Raw genomic sequence first — 20,854 nt, 5'->3', positions numbered from 1 at the left:
CATCACGACCACACGGTTAACCCGGCAGTTCAATACCCTTCAAACGACGATAGGCCGACACGGCATACGAATCCGTCATCCCGGCCACAATATCCGCTACCTGCAGCAAACGCAGATAGTTGCCGTCACCGGCTGTCTGATCGAAATCGGCAGGCAGCAGATTGCGCCACACACGATAACGACTGTTCGCCGGATCACACGCACCAATCACATAGCCATCGAGCAGGCCGCTGATCACCTCGTAACCGGCCGCCATCACTTCCATCACCTGACGGGCGTTATAGATCTGCTCTTCAGCCACCTGACGCACCTTCTGCAAACTGGCGCTGACCGGCGACACATCCAACAGCGCCTGATCAAAACTACCGTCGAGAATGGCGACCTCGTTCTCCAGAAAGATCCGTGCGGCTTCATCGACCAGACGGCCAATCGCGCGCGCGCGCAGGTACTCGATGCGACGCTTGGAATCATTCAGATGCTTCAGCCGCGTGGCGGACGCCGGACCACCGGCAAGATCCAGCAATAGCGACTCGGCCTGTTCTGCGGTCACGCAACCCTGCTGGACGCCGTCTTCGATATCGACCACCAGATAGCAGGTATCGTCCGCCGCCTCGACCAGAAAGGTGAGCGGGTGGCGGAACCAGGCACCGGGTGCCCGTGGTATTAAGCCCACGGTTTCGGCCACCTGGGCAAACAGTTCTGCCTCGGCAGCAAAGTAACCAAACTTGCGGGCACTCTTGCCTGACAGCGGTTCAGCCAGATAAGCGCCCCGCGGATATTTGGCAAACGTGGCAAGCACGGCACAGGTCAGTTGCAGCCCACCCGGATTGGTCGGGTTCTGCAAATGCGTGAGGATACGAAACCCCTGGGCATTACCTTCGTAGTTGAGCAGATCGGCTTGTTGCTGCGCGTTCAGCCCTTGCAGATAGGCGTCATGGGTTGCAAACCAGGCCCGCATAGCATCCTCACCCGCGTGGCCAAACGGCGGGTTACCAATGTCATGCGCCAGACAAGCCGCCGCAACTACCGCACCGAAATCGGAGGGGTGTACCTCGGGTGCCAGACCGTGTCGATCCACAATGGCCCGGCCCACCATCGCACCGAGCGAGCGCCCCACACAGGAGGCTTCCAGACTATGCGTCAGACGCGTACGGACATAATCACTTTGCGCCAGCGGAAAAACCTGGGTCTTGTCTTTCAGACGACGCAGCGCCGAGGTAAAGACAATGCGGTCGTAATCCTGCTGAAAACGGCTTCGATCCGGCGAATGGCCGGTCACATGTTCGGCGGGGGCACCCAGGCGCTCCGGCGACAGCAGTTTGAGCCAGCGCTCCTGAGGGGTCATCATGCTGCCTCCAGTTTAGCGAACGCAAGGGCCAGCCACTTGGTGCCCGCCTGACCAAATCGAACCTGCACACGTGCTTCGTCGCCGCGGCCTTCGGCGGCCAGAATCACCCCGGCACCAAACTTGGCGTGCACCACGCTCTGCCCCACATGAAAGCCCCCCGCGCTCTCACGGGAACTGCCGGCTGCCGCACGAGCGGCCACGCGGGTGCCCATATCTACCTCCGGCGCTTTCGACCAGGAGCCGTTGCGCCACGAGCCATTGCCACCACCGCTGTTCGCCCCCATGCCTGTGGCCCAGGCCGGCACGGCATTCAGCCGTTGTAACAGCGCCTCCGGTAATTCATCCAGAAACGACGACGGCAGACAGTAGCGGGTCTGCCCATGCAACATGCGCGTTTGCGCATGACACAGGTAGAGGCGCTGGCGTGCCCGCGTAATCGCCACGTACATCAGGCGGCGCTCTTCTTCGAGCCCATCACGCGCCATCATCGCGTTTTCATGGGGGAAGAGCCCCTGCTCCAGCCCCACAATAAAGACCGTCGAAAACTCCAGGCCCTTGGCCGAATGCACCGTCATCAACTGCACGGCATCATCCGAATCGCCGGCCTGATGCTCCCCTGCTTCCAGCGCTGCATGCGCCAGAAAATCCGCCAACAGACTGGTCGCTTCGCCGGTCTCGGCATCGATATTGCGCGACGCCTCGGGATCCTCGGCAAAGGTGGCCGCCGCGTTGACCAGCTCTTCCAGGTTCTCCAGTCGATCCTGCCCTTCGCGCTCTGCCTGATAATGCTGACGCAAGCCAGAACGATCCAGCAGATGATCAATCACTTCCGGCAGCGTCAGGCCGGCGGTTTCCGCTCGCAGCCCTTCCATCAGCCGAATGAACTGGCCAACGGCCGTCCCGGCTTTACCGGTCAGGCTGGCCGCTGCGTTGTACATGCTGCAGTTGAGCTGACGCGCCTCGACCTGCAAGGCCTCCAGACTGCGCGCACCAATGCCGCGCGTCGGGAAGTTCACCACGCGCAAAAAGGCCGTGTCGTCTTCCGGGTTGGCAATCAGGCGCAGATAGGCCAGCGCATGTTTCACTTCCTGTCGTTCGAAGAAGCGCAATCCTCCGTACACGCGATACGCAATACCCGCCTGGAACAACGCGTGTTCCAGCACCCGTGATTGCGCGTTGGAGCGATAGAGCAACGCCATCTGATGGCGCGGCATGCCTTCGCGGCTCAGCTCGCCAATTTCTTCAACAATGTAGCGGGCCTCATCCAGATCCGACACCCCCTGAAACACCCGGATCAACTCGCCGTCGCCGGCATCCGTCCACAGGTTCTTGCCCAGACGATCTGCATTGTTCGTAATCAAGGCATTGGCCGCCGACAGAATGTTGCCGTGGGAACGATAGTTCTGCTCCAGACGAATCACATTGCCCTTGGCGTAATCCCGCTCGAAAGCCCGCATATTGGCCACATCGGCCCCACGGAAGGCATAGATCGACTGATCGTCATCACCCACCGCAAAAATGCAGGTCTGAGGCCCGCACAACAGCCGCAACCAGGCGTACTGCAGCGGGTTGGTATCCTGAAACTCATCCACCAGAATATGGCGGAAGCGCAGCTGATAATGCGTGCGCAAGCCTTCATCCTGTTGCAGCAGCTCATAGGCACGCAACAGCAACTCCGCAAAATCGACCGCGCCTTCCCGCTGGCACTGCGCCTCATACTCGGCGTAGATCTCCACCTTGCGGCGCGTATGCGCATCGTGGGCCTCGGCCTGACCAGCGCGAATACCCTGCTCCTTGAGGGCATTGATGTAATGCATCATGTCGCGGGCAGGAAAGCGCTCTTCATCGACGCCCATGGCCTTGATCAGGCGCTTGAGCGCTGCCTGCTGATCGCCCGTATCGAGAATCTGAAAAGTTTCCGGCAAACGCGCGGCGCGCCAGTGCGTCCGCAACAGGCGGTGGCACAAACCGTGAAAGGTGCCCACCCATAGACTGCGCACGTTAATCGGCACCATCGCCGACAGCCGCGTCAGCATCTCGCGCGCCGCTTTGTTGGTAAAGGTCACCGCCAGAATGCCCTGCGGCGAAACCTGCCCCGTCTGCATCAGCCAGGCAATGCGCGTGGTCAGCACCCGGGTTTTACCCGAGCCGGCACCGGCCAGAATCAGACCATGCTCAGCCGGCAGACAGACCGCCTGCCGTTGCGGCGCATTCAAACCCTGTAATAACGGATTCTCCTGCCCGCTCGCAGCGGCACGCCCTGTCGGCGGCGAGCCCACCGGCCCACCAAAGGCATCCGGAATTACACTGTCAGACAAAGGGGGCTGGGTCGGCAAAGTCATACCCGTATTATCCGGCTAAAGGATTGCGTTTTATAACGCACTGAAACAAAAGATTTTTATACTGATCGTCAACTTTTCTTGAATTTCATCGTTATACCCTCCATAATGTTGTGCAGTGCAACAAAACCGTCTTTCACAAAAAGGCGGTTTGCATAAAACCCGGTCGCCATCAGCGCCCGCCCCTGGAGAAAAAAGCATGAAAAACACGAATAATCATCACGTTAGCAACAAACCGCCTTATCCTGAGGTACTCCCTTGGTTTGCCAGCAAGTCCGGCATCAGCGAAACCCGCGCCAAGGCGCTCTGGGATCTGACCTGCCTAGAGCTCCCGGAAGTCGGTAGCGATGCCGCCGCCTTGGCCAAAGCCCGCATGGCGCTATTTATTGAGCGTATCGGCCAGGAAGCCGGCCTGCCGCTGACCCCGGAATACACCGAACAGCCGGACCAATTTGCCTGGCTGTGCCGCCATCAGGCGCGCCTAGGAGATATGGCACTGATTGCTAGCGGTGCCATTGCCAAATTCTGGCAACAGGCGATGACGCCACCACAGCTGGCGCGCTGATCTCGTAATAAACGGCTTTTCCCTGTGATGCGGGTATGCGTGTGTCACTCAGACGGCGCTACGCGCCGATTCGTTCTACAGTGCTACCCGCAACACAGATAAAGCGATGGGTAGTCCCCTGGGCTGTTGTGGTGCGCTGCGGAGTGAATCGGCGCGCAGCGCCGTCTGAACGAGGCGGCACGCCACAATAGCCTGCAGAATCAGGCAGATTTCGGCTCGCCACCCAGTATAATCTGGCGTTTTGACGCATTCAGAACGACAAAACGCCATGCAGGAAAAATATCTGCCCGCCGACATTGAAACGGCCGCACAAACCCACTGGCAAAACGCCCGTACCGATCTTGCCGTGGAAAACCCCGACCGGCCCAAGTATTACTGCCTGTCGATGTTTCCCTACCCCAGCGGCAAGCTGCACATGGGACACGTGCGCAACTACACGATCGGTGATGTGCTGGCGCGTTATCACGGCATGCAGGGTTTCAATGTGCTGCAGCCGATGGGCTGGGATGCCTTCGGCATGCCTGCCGAAAACGCTGCCCTACAGAACAATGTCCCGCCCGCCAACTGGACTTATGCCAACATCGACGCCATGCGCGCACAATTGCAGCGCCTGGGCTTTGCTTTTGACTGGTCACGCGAACTGGCCACTTGTACCCCGGAGTACTACCGCTGGGAACAATGGCTCTTCACCCGTCTGTATGAAAAAGGCCTGATCTACAAAAAACTGGGGACGGTAAACTGGGATCCGGTGGACCAGACCGTGCTGGCGAACGAACAGGTCATTGATGGCCGCGGCTGGCGTTCCGGCGCGCTCATCGAGAAGCGCGAGATTCCCATGTACTACATGGCGATTACGAAATACGCCGACGAACTGCTCAACGACCTGGACACGCTGACCGGTTGGCCCGAACAGGTGCGCCTGATGCAGAAAAACTGGATCGGCAAGAGTGTGGGTGTGCGCTTCGCATTCCCGTACACGCTGGATGGCCAGGAAGAAAAGCTGTGGGTCTTCACGACCCGCGCCGACACCATCATGGGCGTGACCTATGTAGCCGTTGCCCCGGAACACCCGCTGTCTCAGAAAGCTGCCGCACAAAACCCGGCCGTGGCCGCCTTTATTGCCGACTGCAAGCAGGGCGGCGTGGCCGAAGCGGATCTGGCCACCATGGAGAAATCCGGTGTGGATACCGGTGTCACCGTGACCCACCCGATCACCGGTGCTCAGGTACCGGTGTGGGTAGGCAACTACGTATTGATGGGCTATGGCGATGGCGCCGTGATGGCCGTGCCGGCCCATGACGAACGCGACTTTGCTTTCGCCAAAAAATACCATCTGCCGATGACGCAAGTCATTGCCGTGGAAGGCGAGACCTTCGACACCACCGCCTGGCAGGAGTGGTATGGCGATAAGCAACGTGGTCTTTGCATTAATTCCGGCGTTTATGATGGCTTGAACTACAGTCAGGCCGTCGACAAAATTGCTGCTGATCTTGTGGCTAAAGACCTGGGCGAGAAGAAAACGCAGTTCCGCTTGCGCGACTGGGGTATCTCCCGTCAGCGCTACTGGGGCTGCCCGATTCCGATCATCCACTGTGCCGATTGCGGCGACGTGCCGGTGCCGGATGATCAGCTGCCGGTCGTGCTGCCTGAGAATGTGGAAATCACCGGCGCAGGTTCACCGCTAGCCCGCATGCCCGAATTTTACGAAACCACCTGCCCGAAGTGCGGCAAAGCGGCTAAACGCGAAACCGACACGATGGATACCTTCGTCGAGTCGTCGTGGTACTTCGTGCGTTACGCCTGTGCCAACAACCCCCAGAAAATGGTGGATGAACGCGCGGCCTACTGGTTGCAGGGTGGCGTTGATCAGTACATCGGCGGCATCGAACACGCCATTCTGCATTTGCTCTACGCCCGCTTCTTTACCAAGCTGATGCGCGATGTGGATCTGTTCAAGGACAACGGCTTGACACTGAACGAACCGTTCAAAAATCTGCTGACGCAGGGCATGGTGGTGGCACCTACCTTCTACCGCGAAGCTGAGAACGGTAAGAAGCTGTGGTTCAACCCGGCCGACGTGGATGTCGCCATCGATGAGCGTGGCCGCCCCACGGGTGCCGTGCTCAAAGCCGACGGCCAGCCGGTGATCATCGGTGGTACGGAAAAGATGTCGAAATCGAAGAACAACGGCGTTGATCCGCAGATTCTGATTGATCAGTACGGTGCCGATACGGCGCGTCTGTTTATGATGTTCGCGAGCCCGCCCGATCAGTCACTGGAGTGGTCGGATGCCGGCGTGGAAGGGGCCCACCGCTTCCTGCGTCGTTTGTGGAAACTGGCCTTTGAGCATGTCTCGGCCGGCATCGTGACCGCTGCCGATAACACCACGGCACTGAGTGACGCGCAGAAGGATCTGCGCCGCAAACTGCATCAGACCATTCAGAAGGTATCGGACGACTACGGTCGCCGGCAGCAGTTCAATACGGTGATTGCTGCCGTGATGGAGCTACTCAACGCCGCCGACAAAACACCACTGGACGATGATGCTGGCCGTGCGTTGCGCCAGGAACTGCTGGAAGCCGCCGTGCTGATGCTGTTCCCGATAGTGCCGCACATTGGCGAAGCGATCTATACCGAATTGAAGCCAGGTCAAAACGTCGCCACGCAACGCTTCCCCGTCTGTGACCCGGCAGCCCTGATCCAGTCGGAAATCGAGCTGGTCCTGCAGATCAATGGCAAACACCGTGGCAGCATTAAGGTTGCGGCTGAAGCCGATAAAGCCACGATTGAAGCCACGGCGCTGGCCAGTGAAGCTGCTCAGAAACAGCTTAACGGTGCCGCACCGAAAAAAGTCGTGGTGGTGCCTGGCCGTCTGGTTAACATTGTTGCCTAAGTGATGCCATCGAAACGAGGCCCGCTCATGATGCACCTGACCGTAGTTATGACCTTGCGCCACACCCTGCGCAGCATGTTGCTGGCCGTTCTGGGGCTAGCCATTCTAGTGGGCTGCGGTTTCAAACTACGCGGTGCCATCAGCGTCGATCTGCCGTTCAAGACGGTCTACGTTTCAGGCGTGCCCGATACCTCACCTTTTGCCCAGGTGCTAAAGGCACAGCTGCGTGCCAACGGCATTGGCGTCGTGCCGGATGAGTACAAGGACCGGACCGAGGTGATTCTGCGCGTCCTAGGGGATCAGCAAACCAAAACCGTTGTTGCCGTTAACCCGAGCGGTCTGGCCCGTGAGTACCGTCTGAACTACCGCCTGGGCTTTAAAGTAGATTCCGGCTCCGGAATCGAGCTCTATCCGCCGACGACCATCGAACTGAGCCGCGAGATTTCTTTCAACCCGCAGACAGCCCAGGAAGTACTGTCGAAAGAGCAGGAAGATGCGCTGCTGATTCGTGATATGCAGAACGATGCGGCGATTCAGGTGATGCAACGTCTGGCCACGATTCGCGTGCCAGCCGGCACTGTACTCACCGCGCCCAGAAAATCAGGCAACGCCAACAAAACTCCCGCCGTGAACACCAACCAGGTACTGACCACCCCCACCGGCATGCAACCCCTAGGAGGCATGCAGTGAATCTGGGCGGCACGGATGGCACAGGTCGTCTGGCTGCCCATCTGAATGGCCCACTGGCGCCGATTTACGCCATTCATGGCGATGACCCGCTCCTGGTCATTGAAGCCGCCGACGCCATTCGCATGGCAGCGCGTGCCAAAGGCTTTGATGAGCGGGAAGTCCTCACGGTGAGCCATCCCTTCGACTGGAAACAACTGGCCTATGCCACCCAGGGCGGGTCATTATTCGGCGGCAGCAAGATCGTTGAACTGCGTGTTCCCACCGGCAAACTGGGCCGCGGCGGCCCAGAGGCCCTACAGGCACTCCTGGAGCGATCTGGCCCGACGGCCAGCGATGCGCTGATCCTGATGACCTTGCACGAATTCGGTTGGCGCGAACAGAAAGCCAGCTGGTTCCAGAACTTTCTGAGTAGCAAAAACACCATCGTCATCCCGTGTGTACCGCCCGGCATTAAAGCCTTGCCGCGCTGGCTAGGCGAACGTCTGGCCCGGCAACAGCAATCCGCACCGCCGGATGCGCTGGAATACATTGCCCATCACGTCGAAGGTAACCTACTAGCCGCCAACCAGGAAGTGCTAAAACTGGCACTGCTTTACCCGGCTGGCCCGCTGACGCTGGACCAGATCAAGGGTGCCGTGGCCGACGTCGCTCGCCTGGATATGGATATGCTGCGCGGCGCGTTGCTGGATGGTGATCTGGCGCGCTTCTCGCGCACACTGGCCGGTTTGCGGGAACAGGGTGAAGCCTTACCGCTGATTCTGTACTGGCTGGCCGAAGATACCCGTGCACTGGTGCAGCTCACCGCCCCCGGTGATTCGCCCGATAACCGTCTACGTTCCATGCGGCTGGCACCCCAACGTGCCCAGCAACTTCGCAATGCGGCCAACCGCAGCACCAAAATTTCCTGGCGCACGGCGCTGGAGCACATCGCCCGGATTGACCGGCTCTCCAAGGGCATCGGCCAGGGTGATCCCTGGACCGAACTGGCCGCACTTGCTTTAGAACTCTGCTAACCGCATCATTCCATCATGACGACAGAAAACAACACCTCGCTGGATCAGGCCATCCGCCAACTTGCCAAGGACGCCCGCACGGCGTCCCGCGGCATGGCACGCGCCTCGACTGAACAGAAAAATAATGCGCTGTTCGCGCTGGCCCGCCTCATCCGTGCCCAGGCATCCGCCTTGCGCACCGCCAATGAGCTGGACCTGGACGCCGCCCGCAAGAACGGTCTGGAAGCCGCGATGCTGGACCGCCTGACACTCAGCGACAAGGGCATTGAAGCCATGGCGCAAGGGGTCGAGCAAATTGCCGCCTTACCTGACCCGGTGGGCAGCATCACCGATATGAGCACCCGGCCTTCTGGCATTCAGGTGGGCAAGATGCGCGTGCCGCTCGGCGTGATCGGCATTATTTATGAAGCCCGCCCGAACGTAACGGCGGATGCCGCAGCGCTTTGCATCAAATCCGGCAACGCCACCATTCTGCGGGGTGGTTCCGAAGCGCTGAACAGCAACCGGGCGATTGCCGCGCTGCTACAACAGAGCCTGTCAGAGTCCGGCCTGCCCGCCCAGGGCGTGCAGTGCATTGACACCACCGATCGCGCCGCCGTCGGCATTCTGATTACTCTGCGTGACGATATCGACGTAATCGTACCGCGTGGCGGCAAAGGCCTCATTGAGCGCCTGATCAGGGAATCCCGCGTACCGATGATCAAACACCTGGATGGCAACTGTCACGTCTATGTCGACGATAATGCCGACCCGGAGATGGCCCTGCGTATTGTTGAGAATGCCAAGACCCAGCGCTACGGCACCTGCAACACGACCGAATCCTTGCTGATTGCTCGCAGCATTGCCGGCAGCCTGCTGCCGCGTATTGGCGCCATGCTGAAAGACAAAAACGTGGTCGTTCGCGGTTGTGCCGAAACCCAGGCCCTGTTGCCGTTTGCCGAAGCAGCGACTGCCGAAGACTGGGTCACGGAATACCTGGCGCCGTTGATTGCCGTCAAAGTAGTCGCCGGTCTGGATGAAGCCATTACCCATATCAACACGTATTCGTCGCAACACACAGAAGCCATTGTGACTGACCACTACGGTAACGCGATGCGCTTTTTGCGTGAAGTGGATTCCAGCTCGGTGATGGTCAATGCCTCAACGCGCTTTGCGGATGGTTTCGAGTACGGTCTGGGTGCCGAAATCGGTATCTCCACCGACAAGATTCATGCCCGCGGGCCGGTGGGTCTGGAAGGCCTGACTTCGCAGAAATGGATCGTGCTGGGGCACGGTGAAGTCCGCGGCTAAAACACCCGATGGCTTTGACGCCATTCTGCCGCTCGGCGATGTCGCGCTGCAGGCACCGACCAGCCTACGCCAAACCATCCAGCTGGGCATCCGACTGACACCAGAAGGTGATGCGCTGGATGCCCTGGTCTTTCTGACGGATCCGCCATCCAGGCGTACGGCATATGCGACGGTTTGTGGTATTCGAGACCCCTTACTGGAAGACATTCGTCGGCAGTTAACCCATTGGTTTATCGATCCGGCCTATGTCTTTACGCTGCCATTAGGCTTGCCACGCACGGCGTTTCAGAAACGCTTACGCCAAGCGCTGTGTGCCACCCAAGCTGGCGATCTGTTGACATACGCCGAACTGTCAACGCAGTTGCAGAGCGCCCCGCGCGCCGTCGGCCAGGCGCTTGGCAGCAATACGCTGCCACTGATCGTGCCTTGCCATCGCATCATCTCAGCCGGCAGAAACCGACTCACTGGCTTTAACCATGCCAGCGACGGCCCCATGCTGACACTGAAAGCCTGGCTGCTCGACCGGGAAAACCCCAGCATCATTAGCCATGCCTAGAGCCCCGGTGCATCCACCGCTCCCGGCCGATACCCAGCAGGTCGTCGATATCTTCTGCGACAGCCTCTGGCTGGAAGCGGGGCTTTCCGCCAACTCGCTCGCCAGTTACCGGCGAGATCTGACTGCACTGGCGCACTGGTTGATAAAACATCACAGTACCCTGCGGGCGGCCAGCGAGGTGGATCTGAACCGCTACATCGCGCATCTGTCCCAGCATCACAAACAGAGCTCGCAGGCCCGCGCTATCTCGACCCTACGCCGCTACTACCGATGGTCTGTGGCACGCGGCGAACGGGCAGACGATCCGACGCGAGCACTGGTCATGCCGATCCGGCCAGGACGCTTACCCAAGACCCTGAGTGAAGCGCATGTCGATGCGTTACTGCAGGCGCCGGATACGCATACGCCACGAGGACTACGTGATCTGGCGATGCTGGAAGTGCTTTACGCGACCGGATTGCGCGTCTCGGAACTGGTCAACCTGCGTCTGACGGATCTAAACCGCGACATGGGTGTCGTGCGAGTCATGGGGAAAGGCGATAAGGAGCGACTCGTCCCCATGGGCCAAGCTGCGCTCGATGCCGTTCAACGGTACATGGAAAGCGCCCGCCTGGAACTGACCGAAGGACAACCGGCGGATGTCATCTTCATTGGGCAAAAAACCAAGCCACTGACGCGCCAGGGTTTCTGGCAGATTATCAAACGCTATGGCGTCAAAGCAGGCATTCCGCGTGAACGCTTATCCCCACACGTGCTACGCCATGCCTTCGCTACACATCTGATTAACCACGGCGCTGATTTGCGGGTCGTGCAGCTCTTGCTGGGCCACGCCAGCATTACCACCACACAGATTTACACGCATGTGGCCCGCGAGCGATTAAAGTCGCTGCACGAGAAACATCACCCCAGAGGCTAATCGAGATACGGGCCAAGCCCGGCTCTCATCGACAACCTCGTCGCAAATCGAACCAGACTTGGCCCGTACCCCGACCCTATGCGCTATGCGCTGCGTTCAATCACCACGCCAACCCGCGCCACGCCCGGCATCATGCCCAGTTTGGCCACGGACACCTGCACCCACTGGGCACCAAAATCTTCCAGGAGTAACGTCGCCACATACTCGGCCAGCTTTTCCAATAACTGGAAGTGCTTGATCGCCAGTTCCTGACGCAGACGGGCCACAACTTCGGCGTAATCAATGGTGTCATGGATGTCGTCACTGGCACCGGCCGTTGCAGTCGAATGGCCGATCCTGAGATCAAAGACCACCGGCTGCGGCACAATCCGCTCACGGGGATAAATACCGATCAGAGTCTCGACACGAAAGGATTCGATAAAAATGATGTCCATGGCACACAGTCGTTTTTGACGGGCGGGCACGCTACAATGCCTGCGCTGCGGCCGCATTGTAGCTGACAGATGGACTCTATACCCACAAACCCTATGACACCAGATTTGATTGCCCGGATTCTGCCGATAGACGGCCACCTGTCGTTACTGATCGGCACAGCCGTTCTGGCCTATCTGATTGGCTGTATTCCCTTTGCCGTGGTCGTATCCAAGGCCTTTGGCCTGGCCGATCCGCGCAGCTTTGGCTCGGGCAATCCCGGCGCAACCAATGTGCTGCGTACCGGCAATAAGCTGGCGGCCTTTCTAACGCTGTTCGGTGATGCCGCCAAGGGCGCCATCGCCATCGGCGTTGCCGCGCTAATGGGACTGCCCGCAGATTTGCTGGGCTGGATCGGTCTGGTGGCGTTTCTGGGCCATGTATTTCCAGCGACCCTCGGCTTCAAGGGTGGTAAAGGTGTCTCGACCTCGGCCGGCGTCCTGCTAGCGCTGTACTGGCCCCTCGGCCTGGCCACGCTGGCCACCTGGCTGTTCATGGCATTCACACTACGCTATTCGTCATTGTCGGCCATCACTGCGGCACTGCTGGCGCCCGCCTATGCCGTCCTGATGGGCTTACCCACTCCCGTGATCGTGCCGGTGACATTGATGGCCTCCATGCTGCTGATCAAGCACGCCGGCAACCTGCGTCGTTTACTGGCGGGACAGGAAAGCAAAATCGGCAGCAAAAAAAAACACTAGGCGTCGATTAAGGGCCAACGCGGCCTGACCGCAAAACCGCCGGCCGTTTTCTTCTCGGAACCGCCTACCCAGCGTAATAGCCCGGCCAGCGCGATCATGGCACCGTTATCGGTACAGAGACTCAACGCCGGAAAATACACGTCCGCCTGACGTCGCCGGCAGGTCGTAACCAGCGTTTCGCGCAGATGCCGATTAGCACCGACCCCCCCGGCTACGACCAACCGATTGAGCCCGGTTGCTTTTAACGCCTGCACCGACTTGGCGACCAGCACATCCGTAATAGCCTGCTCGACAGCGGCAGCCAATGCCGCACGCATCGCCTCATTTAAACCTCCGGCCGCTTCAGCCGCTTTGACCCGCGTTAACACGGCCGTTTTCAGGCCGGCAAAGCTGAACTCCAGATCGCCGGAATGCAGCATGGGACGGGGTAGCTTGATCTCGGCCACGAGCGCCGGATCTGCGGTTTCGGCCAATTTGGCAAGCGCCGGCCCCCCGGGGTAGCCCAAGCCCAGCAGCTTGGCGGTTTTATCGAAGGCCTCACCGGCCGCGTCATCCAGCGTTTCGCCCAGTAATTCGTATTCCCCGACGCGCGTGACCCGCATCAGCTGCGTATGGCCGCCTGAGACCAGCAAGGCCACAAACGGAAAGGCCGGGGGTTCTTCCGCCAGCAGCGGCGAGAGCAAGTGACCTTCCAGATGGTGGACAGGCAATACCGGCTTCTCCAGTGCAAAGGCCAGCGATTCAGCAAAGGCACTACCAACCAGTAAGGCGCCGGCCAGGCCCGGCCCGGCGGTATAGGCAATGGCATCCACATCCGCCAGAGCCATGTCGGCATCGGCCAGCGTCTGTCGCAACAGGGGCACCACCCGGCGAATGTGGTCCCTTGAGGCCAGCTCCGGTACCACGCCCCCATAGGCCGCATGCATGGCCACCTGGGTATGCAGCGCCTGACCCAACAGACGGGGCGCACCGGTTAGCGAATCCAGCGTCACCAATGCGATGCCGGTTTCGTCGCAAGAGGACTCCACCCCAAGCACAACGGGCGGGCCTAAGGCATTGGCTCTGCAAAGATGGTCGTTCATAGCTCGCTATTGTAACGACTCCCCACCGCCAACCAAGGCATCAAATGAATATTTGGAATTTTCTGGTTTTTGTCGTAATATAGTCAGTTCTCAAGATTTCATTCCCTGTCCTGGCACCTGATTTTGCCGGTTCAGTACACCAAACAATTGGAGTTGATTGAATGCCTAGCGTTCGCGTAAAAGAAAACGAGCCGTTCGAAGTCGCCATGCGCCGCTTCAAGCGCACTGTCGAAAAAACCGGTCTGCTGACCGAGCTGCGTGCCCGTGAGTTCTACGAAAAGCCGACGGCTGAGCGTAAGCGCAAACTGGCTGCTGCCGTGAAGCGCCTGCACAAGCGTCTGCGCAGCCAGCAACTGCCGCGCAAGCTCTACTAATCGCCGCCTAGCGCCGATTCTCGAAAGCCGCCGGCCTCCGGCGGCTTTTGCCGTTTTATCAGCCACGGATTTATGCATCATGACGATGAGCCTCAAAGACCGCATCACCGAAGACATGAAAACCGCCATGAAAGCGCGCGAGACCGAACGGCTGGCGGCGATCCGCCTGCTGCTGGCTGCCATCAAACAGCGCGAGGTCGATGAACGCATCAGCCTCGATGATGCCGCCGTCGTAACCGTCGTCGACAAGCTGATCAAGCAGCGCCGCGACAGCATCTCCCAATACGAACAGGCTGGCCGCGAAGAGCTGGCAGCACTGGAGCGCGCCGAGATTGACGTGCTCACCCCGTACCTACCGGCCCAGATGTCGGCAGCGGATGTGGCTGCTGCTGTGCAGACCGCCATCGCCCAAACGGGTGCCAGCGGCCCGGCCGATATGGGCAAGGTCATGGGCATTCTGAAACCCCAACTCGCCGGCAAAACCGACCTGGCCGTGGTGTCGCAACAGGTCAAAGCCGCCCTACAGGGCTGACTTGCGTAGCGACCGGGCCCCACCATGATTCCGGAATCCTTTATCCAGGAGCTGTTAGCCCGGACGGATATCATCGAAATCATCGACCGCGTGGTGCCCCTCAAAAAGGCGGGCGCCAATTACGCGGCGTGTTGCCCGTTCCACAAAGAGAAGTCACCTTCTTTCACCGTCAGCCCGGCCAAACAGTTTTATCACTGCTTTGGCTGCGGTGCCCATGGCACGGCCATCGGCTTTCTGATGGAGCACCAGGGGCTTAGCTTCCCCGATGCGATTGAGGAGCTGGCCCGACATTGCGGCCTGACGGTCCCGCAAGAAGATAACGACCGCGCCTTCCGTAAACCGGCCAGCCAGAATGACGAGGGCCCATCACTCTATGAGGTGATGCTCAAAGCCCACAAGCTGTATCGGGATGCGCTGAAGAAATCACCGAGGGCCATTGCCTATCTTAAAGGCCGTGGACTCACCGGTGAAATCGCCGCCCGCTTTGGCATTGGCTACGCTCCAGAAGGCTGGCAGAATCTGCGCCCGCTTTTTCCCGACTATGACACCCCCGCTTTTCAGGCGCTGATTAAGGCCGGTCTCGTCATTGAAAACGAGCAGAAGCGCCGTTATGATCGATTCCGTGACCGGGTCATGTTCCCGATTCTGGATCAGAGGGGGCAGGTCATTGCTTTTGGTGGCCGCATTCTGGACCAGGGCGAACCCAAATATCTGAACTCACCGGAAACACCGCTTTTCGAAAAAGGCCGCGAAGTCTTCGGCCTGCCGCAGGCCCGCGAAGCCTGTCGCCAGACAGATACCGTCATTGTGGTTGAAGGTTACATGGATGTCGTGGCGCTCGCCCAGCATGGCATTGGCAACGCCGTCGCCACCCTGGGCACCGCCACCACCACCACGCACATCCGCAAACTGCTGCGCGTGGTCGACCGCGTGGTGTTCTGCTTTGATGGCGATGCCGCGGGTCGCAAGGCCGCCTGGCGCGCCCTGGAAAACAGCCTGGAAGCGCTGGCCGAACAGAAAGTCCTGGCTTTCGCCTTTTTACCGACCGAGCACGACCCGGATAGTTACGTTCGGGATCTGGGCAAAGAGGCGTTTCAGGCAGCCATAGATCGCGCCACCCCGCTTTCCGAATTCTTGCTGCAAACGCTGACCAGTCACGTGGATCTGACCAGCGCCGAAGGCCGGGCCAAACTACTGGCAGAGGCTAAACCCCTGCTCCAGAAAATCCCCACGGCCATGCTGCGTCTGCAGATCGTCAAGCAGCTGGCGGAAAAAACCGGGTTGCAACCGGCGGAAGTGGAGCGCGGCTGTGAACTGAAGCGCCAAGCCATGCCGCAGCAGGAAGCGCCGGCCAGAGCACCGCGCCAGGCACCATCGATATTACGACGCCTGCTTCGTGTCTTGGTGCAAGCACCGGATTTGATACCCACGATTCAGCCCTCCCTGCTGAACAGCCTGCCGGCCAACGACCCTTTGTCGGCCAGTTTGCGTCGTTTGTTGCCGCACCTGACCGCCTGCCCGCAACCATCGGAGCTTCTGGAACGACTCCGAGGGTCGGAAGATGCCACCCTTCTCGCCGAAATTTTTGCTAGTCTACTCACCGAGCCTCTTGAAAAAGACGCCCTGGGCGCAGAACTGGAAGGCATTGTGGCGCAGATGGAGCGGGACCAGCTCGACAGCGAACTGGCTTCGCTACAACAGCTTGCACAACGCGGGGCGCTGAATTCTGATGAAAAAACCCGCTATGCCGGGCTGCTACAGCGCCTGCAACAACTGGGCAGAACTGGTCGCCGACGCTGATTTGGCACGGTTCTTGCCCAAAAGATTGGGTAATTTTCGTGTATAATTAAAGGTTTACTGTATTTCTACTGACTCAAGAGGTGCGCACCATGTCCAACTGGAAACTGACACTCCGCCCTCATGTTCAACCTTCGCGCCGCAATGACGCTACGGATGCTGCCATGGCTACCAAACCCAAGACTGCTGCTGCCAAGAAAACTGCCAAACCCGCTGCCAAGACCCCTCTGAAGAGTGCGCCAGCTAAAAAACCTGCAGTGAAGGCCAGCAAACCTGTGGCCAAGAGCCTTGCAACCAAAAGCGTTAGCAAAGCGGCTACCAAGCCTACCGTAAAAAAACCCGTAGCCACGCCTGCCGCATCGGCCAAAAAACCGGTTGCCAAAGCCGCGGCCGTAAAACCGACAAAAACAACTAAACCTGCTGCACCAGCTGCCAAAGCGGCCGCCAAGAAGGTAACCGCCAAGGCGCCGGTCAAAGCCTCTGTATCCAAGAAAACTGTGACCAAAGCGACGACAACAAAAGCAACTGCCAAACCGGCTATCAAATCCGCTGCCAAACCAGCTCCGAAATCAACTGCAAAACCAACCGCAAAACCTACGACCACCCCAGCCGCCAAAAAAGGGGCAGCGAAGACCCCGGTGATGCCCGCCAAAGCCCCGGCCAAGACTCCGGTAGCAAAAGCCTCGGCCAAACAGGCAGCCCCCCAGGCGCCCGCCCCCATCGCCAAGGCACAGGCAAAAAAACCTGAGCCGGCACCGGCTGTTGAAGCGTTAGTGCCAGCAGCACCGGTCGTTGAAGAGACGACTGCAGCTGCCAAAGGCAAAACCAAGGCGAAGGCTAAAGATAGTAAGCGTCTGCTCGGTACGACCACCGTCCAGCAGATCTCGCCTGAAGAACGCAAAGCGCGCATTACCGCCCTTATCAAGATGGGTAAGGAACGTGGCTACCTGACGCACGCCGAAATCAATGACCACCTGCCGGATACCGTGATGGAAGCCGAGCAAGTGGAAGCCATGATCACCACCTTCAACGATCTGGGCATTCGTGTATTTGATGAAGCCCCGGCCGCTGAAGATATGCTCATGACCGATGGCACCGCACCGGTCGCCGACGACGAAGTCGTTGAAGAGCAAGCTGAACAAGCCTTGGCAACAGTCGATTCTGAATTTGGCCGAACCACAGACCCCGTGCGTATGTACATGCGTGAAATGGGCACGGTCGAGCTGCTGACTCGCGAAGGCGAAATCGTTATCGCCAAAAAAATTGAAGGCGGTTTGCGCGACATGGTTCAGGCCATTAGCGCCTGCCCGATAGTGGTCACTGAAATCATCGACATGGCCAAGAAAGTCGCCACCGATGAAATGAAAATTGACGAACTGGTCGATGGTCTGGTCGATGTCGAAGCCGAGGAGGCCATGATGGCCGCCAATGCCAGTGCTAATGACGACGATGACGATATCGAAGATGATGAGGAAGACGATAGCGGTGAAGCCAAGGCAGCAGCCAATGCGGCATCTCTCGCCAAACTGAAGGATGCCGCGCTGGAGCGCTTCGCCAAAATTGAAGCCCTGCACAGCAAGGAAATCAAGGCACTGAAGGCCAAGGGCACGACAGATCCTTCGTATCAGCGCGCCCGCAAGCAGATCTCTGAAGAACTGCTCAACATCCGCTTCAACTCCCGCACCATTGAAAAGTTGTGTGATCGGGTTCGCGCGCTGATGGATCAGATCCGCCGCGCCGAACGTACCGTGCTATCGATCTGTGTCGACAAGTGCAATATGCCGCGCGATCACTTCATCAAGACCTTCCCGCCGAACATAGTCAACCTGACGTGGATCGAAAAGGAAGTTGCCAACGCGCCGAAGCACATCCAGGGTGTTCTGGAACGCAATATTCCAGCCGTGCACGAGTGGCAAAAGAAACTGATCGACATGGAAGAGAGCCTGGGGATTACCCTGGCCGAAGTCCGTGAGATCAACAAGCAGATGACAAAAGGCGAGCGACACGCACGTGCCGCCAAGAAGGAAATGACCGAGGCGAACCTACGCCTGGTGATTTCCATCGCCAAAAAGTACACCAACCGTGGTCTGCAATTCCTGGATCTGATTCAGGAAGGCAACATCGGTCTGATGAAGGCCGTCGACAAGTTCGAATACCGCCGAGGTTACAAGTTCTCGACCTACGCCACCTGGTGGATCCGTCAGGCCATCACGCGTTCGATCGCCGACCAGGCCCGCACCATCCGTATCCCGGTGCACATGATCGAGACCATCAACAAGATGAACCGTATCTCGCGTCAGATCCTGCAGGAAACCGGTTTCGAACCGGATCCGGCAACGCTGGCCATCAAGATGGAAATGCCCGAAGACAAGATCCGCAAGATCCTGAAGATCGCCAAGGAACCGATTTCGATGGAAACACCGATCGGCGACGACGACGATTCGCACCTGGGCGATTTCATCGAAGATACGGCCACCCTGTCGCCGCTAGAAGCCGCGATGAATGCCAGCCTGCACGAAGTCACCAAGGATATTCTCGATAGCCTCACCCAGCGAGAAGCCAAGGTGCTGCGCATGCGCTTCGGTATCGAAATGAACACGGACCACACGCTGGAAGAAGTCGGCAAGCAGTTCGATGTCACCCGCGAACGTATCCGCCAGATCGAAGCCAAGGCACTGCGCAAGCTGCGCCATCCGTCGCGTTCTGACAAGCTGCGCAGTTTCGTCGATACCAACAACTAAGCCTTACCGGGCCTCTAGCTCATGCCTGGTTAGAGCAGCGGACTCATAATCCGTTGGTGCCGAGTTCGACTCTCGGGGGGCCCACCAAAAACAAAAACCACTAAGGTCAAAATCCTTAGTGGTTTTTTACTTATTGCGGCTAAAATCAGTCAGATATGACACCCACATTTACCTTCCAATGAAGTCACTAAACCTCTTCGCAATTACTATTGCATTGCTTGCCGTTGGCTGTAGCTCCCTTGAACGAAAAAGCTCCGCACCAACTCAGCAGTACATGCAGGCCCAGATCCCTGATTGGCCCAACATCCGGTATCTCATTTCGACCAAAGCCGGCGTGGCTGACATGGTGGCCGATTTAATGGCAGATCAAAAGCGCTTAGGCACAGAACCTGGCAGTGGCAAATATCTGTCTTTATCTGGTGGCGGAGACAATGGCGCATTTGGTGCCGGCCTACTGGTAGGCTGGAGCCAGAGAGGAGATCGCCCCCGATTTGACTTGGTCACGGGCGTTAGTACAGGTGCACTACTTGCCCCCTTTGCTTATCTTGGCCCCGAATATGACCCGGTGCTTACGTATGTCTATACTGAAACAACCCCGGAACAGATCTACAAGATGCGATGGCTGCTCTCTGTACTTACAGATGATGGCATCGCAGATACCAGACCCTTATATGACCTGATTGCCAAGTACGTTGATGCTGAGTTGATGCGCAAAATCGCTTACGAGCATACGACGAATGGTCGATGGTTATTAATTGGCACAACCAATATCGATGCAGGCATCCCTGTTGTGTGGAACATGGGAAAAATTGCCTCAATAGGTACACCAGAAGCATTAGATCTTTTCCGTAAGATCATGCTGGCCTCCGCCTCAATCCCCGGCGCATTTCCGCCGGTAATGTTTGATGTCGCCGTTGAAAACAAGACTTATCATGAGATGCACGTTGATGGCGGCGTGAGCGCTCAAGTATTTCTTTACCCGACCGCTGCTGCCAAAAAGGCTGATGCAGTCGGGCTTGTCAGAAATAAGAAGAAAGAAGCCTACATTATTCGGAATTCACGCCTGGATACCGACAAAGAAGATATCGAGCGCAATACGATCAGCATCGTCAAAAGATCAATTTCTCAATTGATTCAGGCACAGGGGCTGGGCGACATTTACCAGATTTACCAAACAACCCAAAAAGACCATGTCGGATTTAATCTGGCATTTATTGGCCCGGACTTTAAGGCCAAGAGACAGGTTGAATTTGATCCTGACTACATGAAAGCACTCTACCAATACGGATACGTTCGTGCGCTGAATGGGTACCCCTGGGCAAAGCAGCCACCCGGTCTGGAGCGCAGTTTTGACGAGGATGTGCGAGCTAAGTCACAACGGGCAACTGCGCTTAACTAAATGAGTCAACTTTCTGGTGGTGTAATGACCCACCGAAAGTTGCACAGGTTACGCTGCTAACGGGTAGTTGTTAAAGGTTGCTGCTGGGGTTTTCATACCAAGGGCCTGATGTGGCCTCTGATGGTTGTAGAAAGTAATCCAGTCACC

At 58.3% G+C, this 20,854-nt stretch carries 19 protein-coding genes and 1 tRNA gene; 14 read left to right on the top strand and 6 right to left on the bottom strand.

Annotated features, from left to right (window positions below; translation table 11 throughout):
- Nucleotides 1-16 precede the first annotated feature (16 nt).
- Entirely contained in the window at nucleotides 17-1,348 is a 1,332-nt protein-coding gene (locus AC3GOJ_RS05385; protein ID WP_488236441.1) for a deoxyguanosinetriphosphate triphosphohydrolase, read from the bottom strand.
- Entirely contained in the window at nucleotides 1,345-3,690 is a 2,346-nt protein-coding gene (locus tag AC3GOJ_RS05380) for a UvrD-helicase domain-containing protein (protein ID WP_488236440.1), read from the bottom strand. The genes AC3GOJ_RS05385 and AC3GOJ_RS05380 overlap by 4 nt, the downstream gene beginning before the upstream one ends.
- Nucleotides 3,691-3,886: 196 nt before the next feature.
- On the opposite strand from AC3GOJ_RS05380, the gene AC3GOJ_RS05375 reads away from it, so the two are divergent.
- The 7 genes from AC3GOJ_RS05375 (at nucleotide 3,887) to xerD (ending at nucleotide 11,610) form a co-directional block, all read left to right on the top strand.
- Nucleotides 3,887-4,252: a hypothetical protein gene (locus AC3GOJ_RS05375; RefSeq protein WP_488236439.1), complete on the top strand. Its 366-nt coding sequence runs from the start codon at nucleotides 3,887-3,889 to the stop codon at nucleotides 4,250-4,252.
- A 268-nt stretch (nucleotides 4,253-4,520) separates the two neighbouring features.
- Nucleotides 4,521-7,145, top strand: coding sequence for a leucine--tRNA ligase (gene leuS / locus AC3GOJ_RS05370; RefSeq protein WP_488236438.1), 2,625 nt, complete (start codon nucleotides 4,521-4,523; stop codon nucleotides 7,143-7,145).
- Nucleotides 7,146-7,172: 27 nt separating this feature from the next.
- A complete protein-coding gene (locus tag AC3GOJ_RS05365) occupies nucleotides 7,173-7,835 on the top strand; it encodes an LPS-assembly lipoprotein LptE (RefSeq protein WP_488236437.1) in 663 nt (220 codons plus the stop codon).
- A complete protein-coding gene (holA, locus tag AC3GOJ_RS05360) occupies nucleotides 7,832-8,848 on the top strand; it encodes a DNA polymerase III subunit delta (protein WP_488236436.1) in 1,017 nt (338 codons plus the stop codon). The genes AC3GOJ_RS05365 and holA overlap by 4 nt, the downstream gene beginning before the upstream one ends.
- Nucleotides 8,849-8,863: 15 nt before the next feature.
- Entirely contained in the window at nucleotides 8,864-10,138 is a 1,275-nt protein-coding gene (locus AC3GOJ_RS05355) for a glutamate-5-semialdehyde dehydrogenase (RefSeq protein WP_488236435.1), read from the top strand.
- Nucleotides 10,122-10,694 carry a methylated-DNA--[protein]-cysteine S-methyltransferase gene (locus AC3GOJ_RS05350; RefSeq protein ID WP_488236434.1) on the top strand — a complete coding sequence of 191 codons (573 nt, stop codon included), beginning with the start codon at nucleotides 10,122-10,124 and terminating at the stop codon, nucleotides 10,692-10,694. The genes AC3GOJ_RS05355 and AC3GOJ_RS05350 overlap by 17 nt, the downstream gene beginning before the upstream one ends.
- A complete protein-coding gene (gene xerD / locus AC3GOJ_RS05345) occupies nucleotides 10,687-11,610 on the top strand; it encodes a site-specific tyrosine recombinase XerD (RefSeq protein WP_488236433.1) in 924 nt (307 codons plus the stop codon). Before AC3GOJ_RS05350 ends, xerD begins: the two co-directional genes overlap by 8 nt.
- Before the next feature lie 83 nt (nucleotides 11,611-11,693).
- On the opposite strand, the gene AC3GOJ_RS05340 is transcribed toward xerD, so the two are convergent.
- Entirely contained in the window at nucleotides 11,694-12,074 is a 381-nt protein-coding gene (locus AC3GOJ_RS05340; RefSeq protein ID WP_488236432.1) for a dihydroneopterin aldolase, read from the bottom strand.
- 63 nt (nucleotides 12,075-12,137) lie between these two features.
- On the opposite strand from AC3GOJ_RS05340, the gene plsY reads away from it, so the two are divergent.
- A complete protein-coding gene (plsY, locus tag AC3GOJ_RS05335; RefSeq protein ID WP_488236431.1) occupies nucleotides 12,138-12,782 on the top strand; it encodes a glycerol-3-phosphate 1-O-acyltransferase PlsY in 645 nt (214 codons plus the stop codon).
- Here the strand turns inward: plsY and tsaD are convergent.
- Nucleotides 12,779-13,864, bottom strand: a complete 1,086-nt coding sequence (tsaD, locus tag AC3GOJ_RS05330) for a tRNA (adenosine(37)-N6)-threonylcarbamoyltransferase complex transferase subunit TsaD (RefSeq protein ID WP_488236430.1) — start codon at nucleotides 13,862-13,864, stop codon at nucleotides 12,779-12,781. The genes plsY and tsaD overlap by 4 nt on opposite strands.
- 161 nt (nucleotides 13,865-14,025) lie before the next feature.
- Between tsaD and rpsU the strand changes: the two genes are divergently transcribed.
- The 3 genes from rpsU to dnaG all read left to right on the top strand — a co-directional run bounded on the left by rpsU (nucleotide 14,026) and on the right by dnaG (nucleotide 16,570).
- On the top strand, nucleotides 14,026-14,238 hold the full coding sequence (rpsU, locus tag AC3GOJ_RS05325; protein ID WP_162050624.1) for a 30S ribosomal protein S21: 213 nt from the start codon (nucleotides 14,026-14,028) through the stop codon (nucleotides 14,236-14,238).
- Between the two features lie 79 nt (nucleotides 14,239-14,317).
- Nucleotides 14,318-14,770 carry a GatB/YqeY domain-containing protein gene (locus AC3GOJ_RS05320; RefSeq protein WP_488236429.1) on the top strand — a complete coding sequence of 151 codons (453 nt, stop codon included), beginning with the start codon at nucleotides 14,318-14,320 and terminating at the stop codon, nucleotides 14,768-14,770.
- A 24-nt stretch (nucleotides 14,771-14,794) separates the two neighbouring features.
- Entirely contained in the window at nucleotides 14,795-16,570 is a 1,776-nt protein-coding gene (gene dnaG / locus AC3GOJ_RS05315) for a DNA primase (protein WP_488236428.1), read from the top strand.
- A 124-nt stretch (nucleotides 16,571-16,694) separates the two neighbouring features.
- Here dnaG and AC3GOJ_RS05310 read toward each other — a convergent pair whose 3' ends face one another.
- A complete protein-coding gene (locus AC3GOJ_RS05310; RefSeq protein ID WP_488236427.1) occupies nucleotides 16,695-17,219 on the bottom strand; it encodes a hypothetical protein in 525 nt (174 codons plus the stop codon).
- Between AC3GOJ_RS05310 and rpoD the strand changes: the two genes are divergently transcribed.
- The 3 genes from rpoD to AC3GOJ_RS05295 all read left to right on the top strand — a co-directional run bounded on the left by rpoD (nucleotide 17,209) and on the right by AC3GOJ_RS05295 (nucleotide 20,707).
- Nucleotides 17,209-19,308, top strand: coding sequence for an RNA polymerase sigma factor RpoD (gene rpoD, locus AC3GOJ_RS05305; RefSeq protein WP_488236426.1), 2,100 nt, complete (start codon nucleotides 17,209-17,211; stop codon nucleotides 19,306-19,308). The genes AC3GOJ_RS05310 and rpoD overlap by 11 nt on opposite strands.
- A gap of 8 nt (nucleotides 19,309-19,316) precedes the next feature.
- Nucleotides 19,317-19,395, top strand: a tRNA-Ile gene (locus tag AC3GOJ_RS05300).
- Between the two features lie 187 nt (nucleotides 19,396-19,582).
- The gene (locus tag AC3GOJ_RS05295) at nucleotides 19,583-20,707 is read left to right on the top strand and encodes a patatin-like phospholipase family protein (RefSeq protein WP_488236425.1); all 1,125 of its coding nucleotides are present in this window, start codon (nucleotides 19,583-19,585) and stop codon (nucleotides 20,705-20,707) included.
- Nucleotides 20,708-20,755: 48 nt separating this feature from the next.
- On the opposite strand, the gene AC3GOJ_RS05290 is transcribed toward AC3GOJ_RS05295, so the two are convergent.
- A partial coding sequence (locus tag AC3GOJ_RS05290) for an integrase core domain-containing protein (protein ID WP_488236505.1) occupies nucleotides 20,756-20,854 on the bottom strand: 99 nt, incomplete at its 5' end.

It is taken from the genome of Fluviibacter sp. (assembly GCF_057744235.1).
The sequence above is the reverse complement of the archived record's forward strand: the minus strand, read 5'-3'. Positions and strand labels throughout refer to the sequence as shown.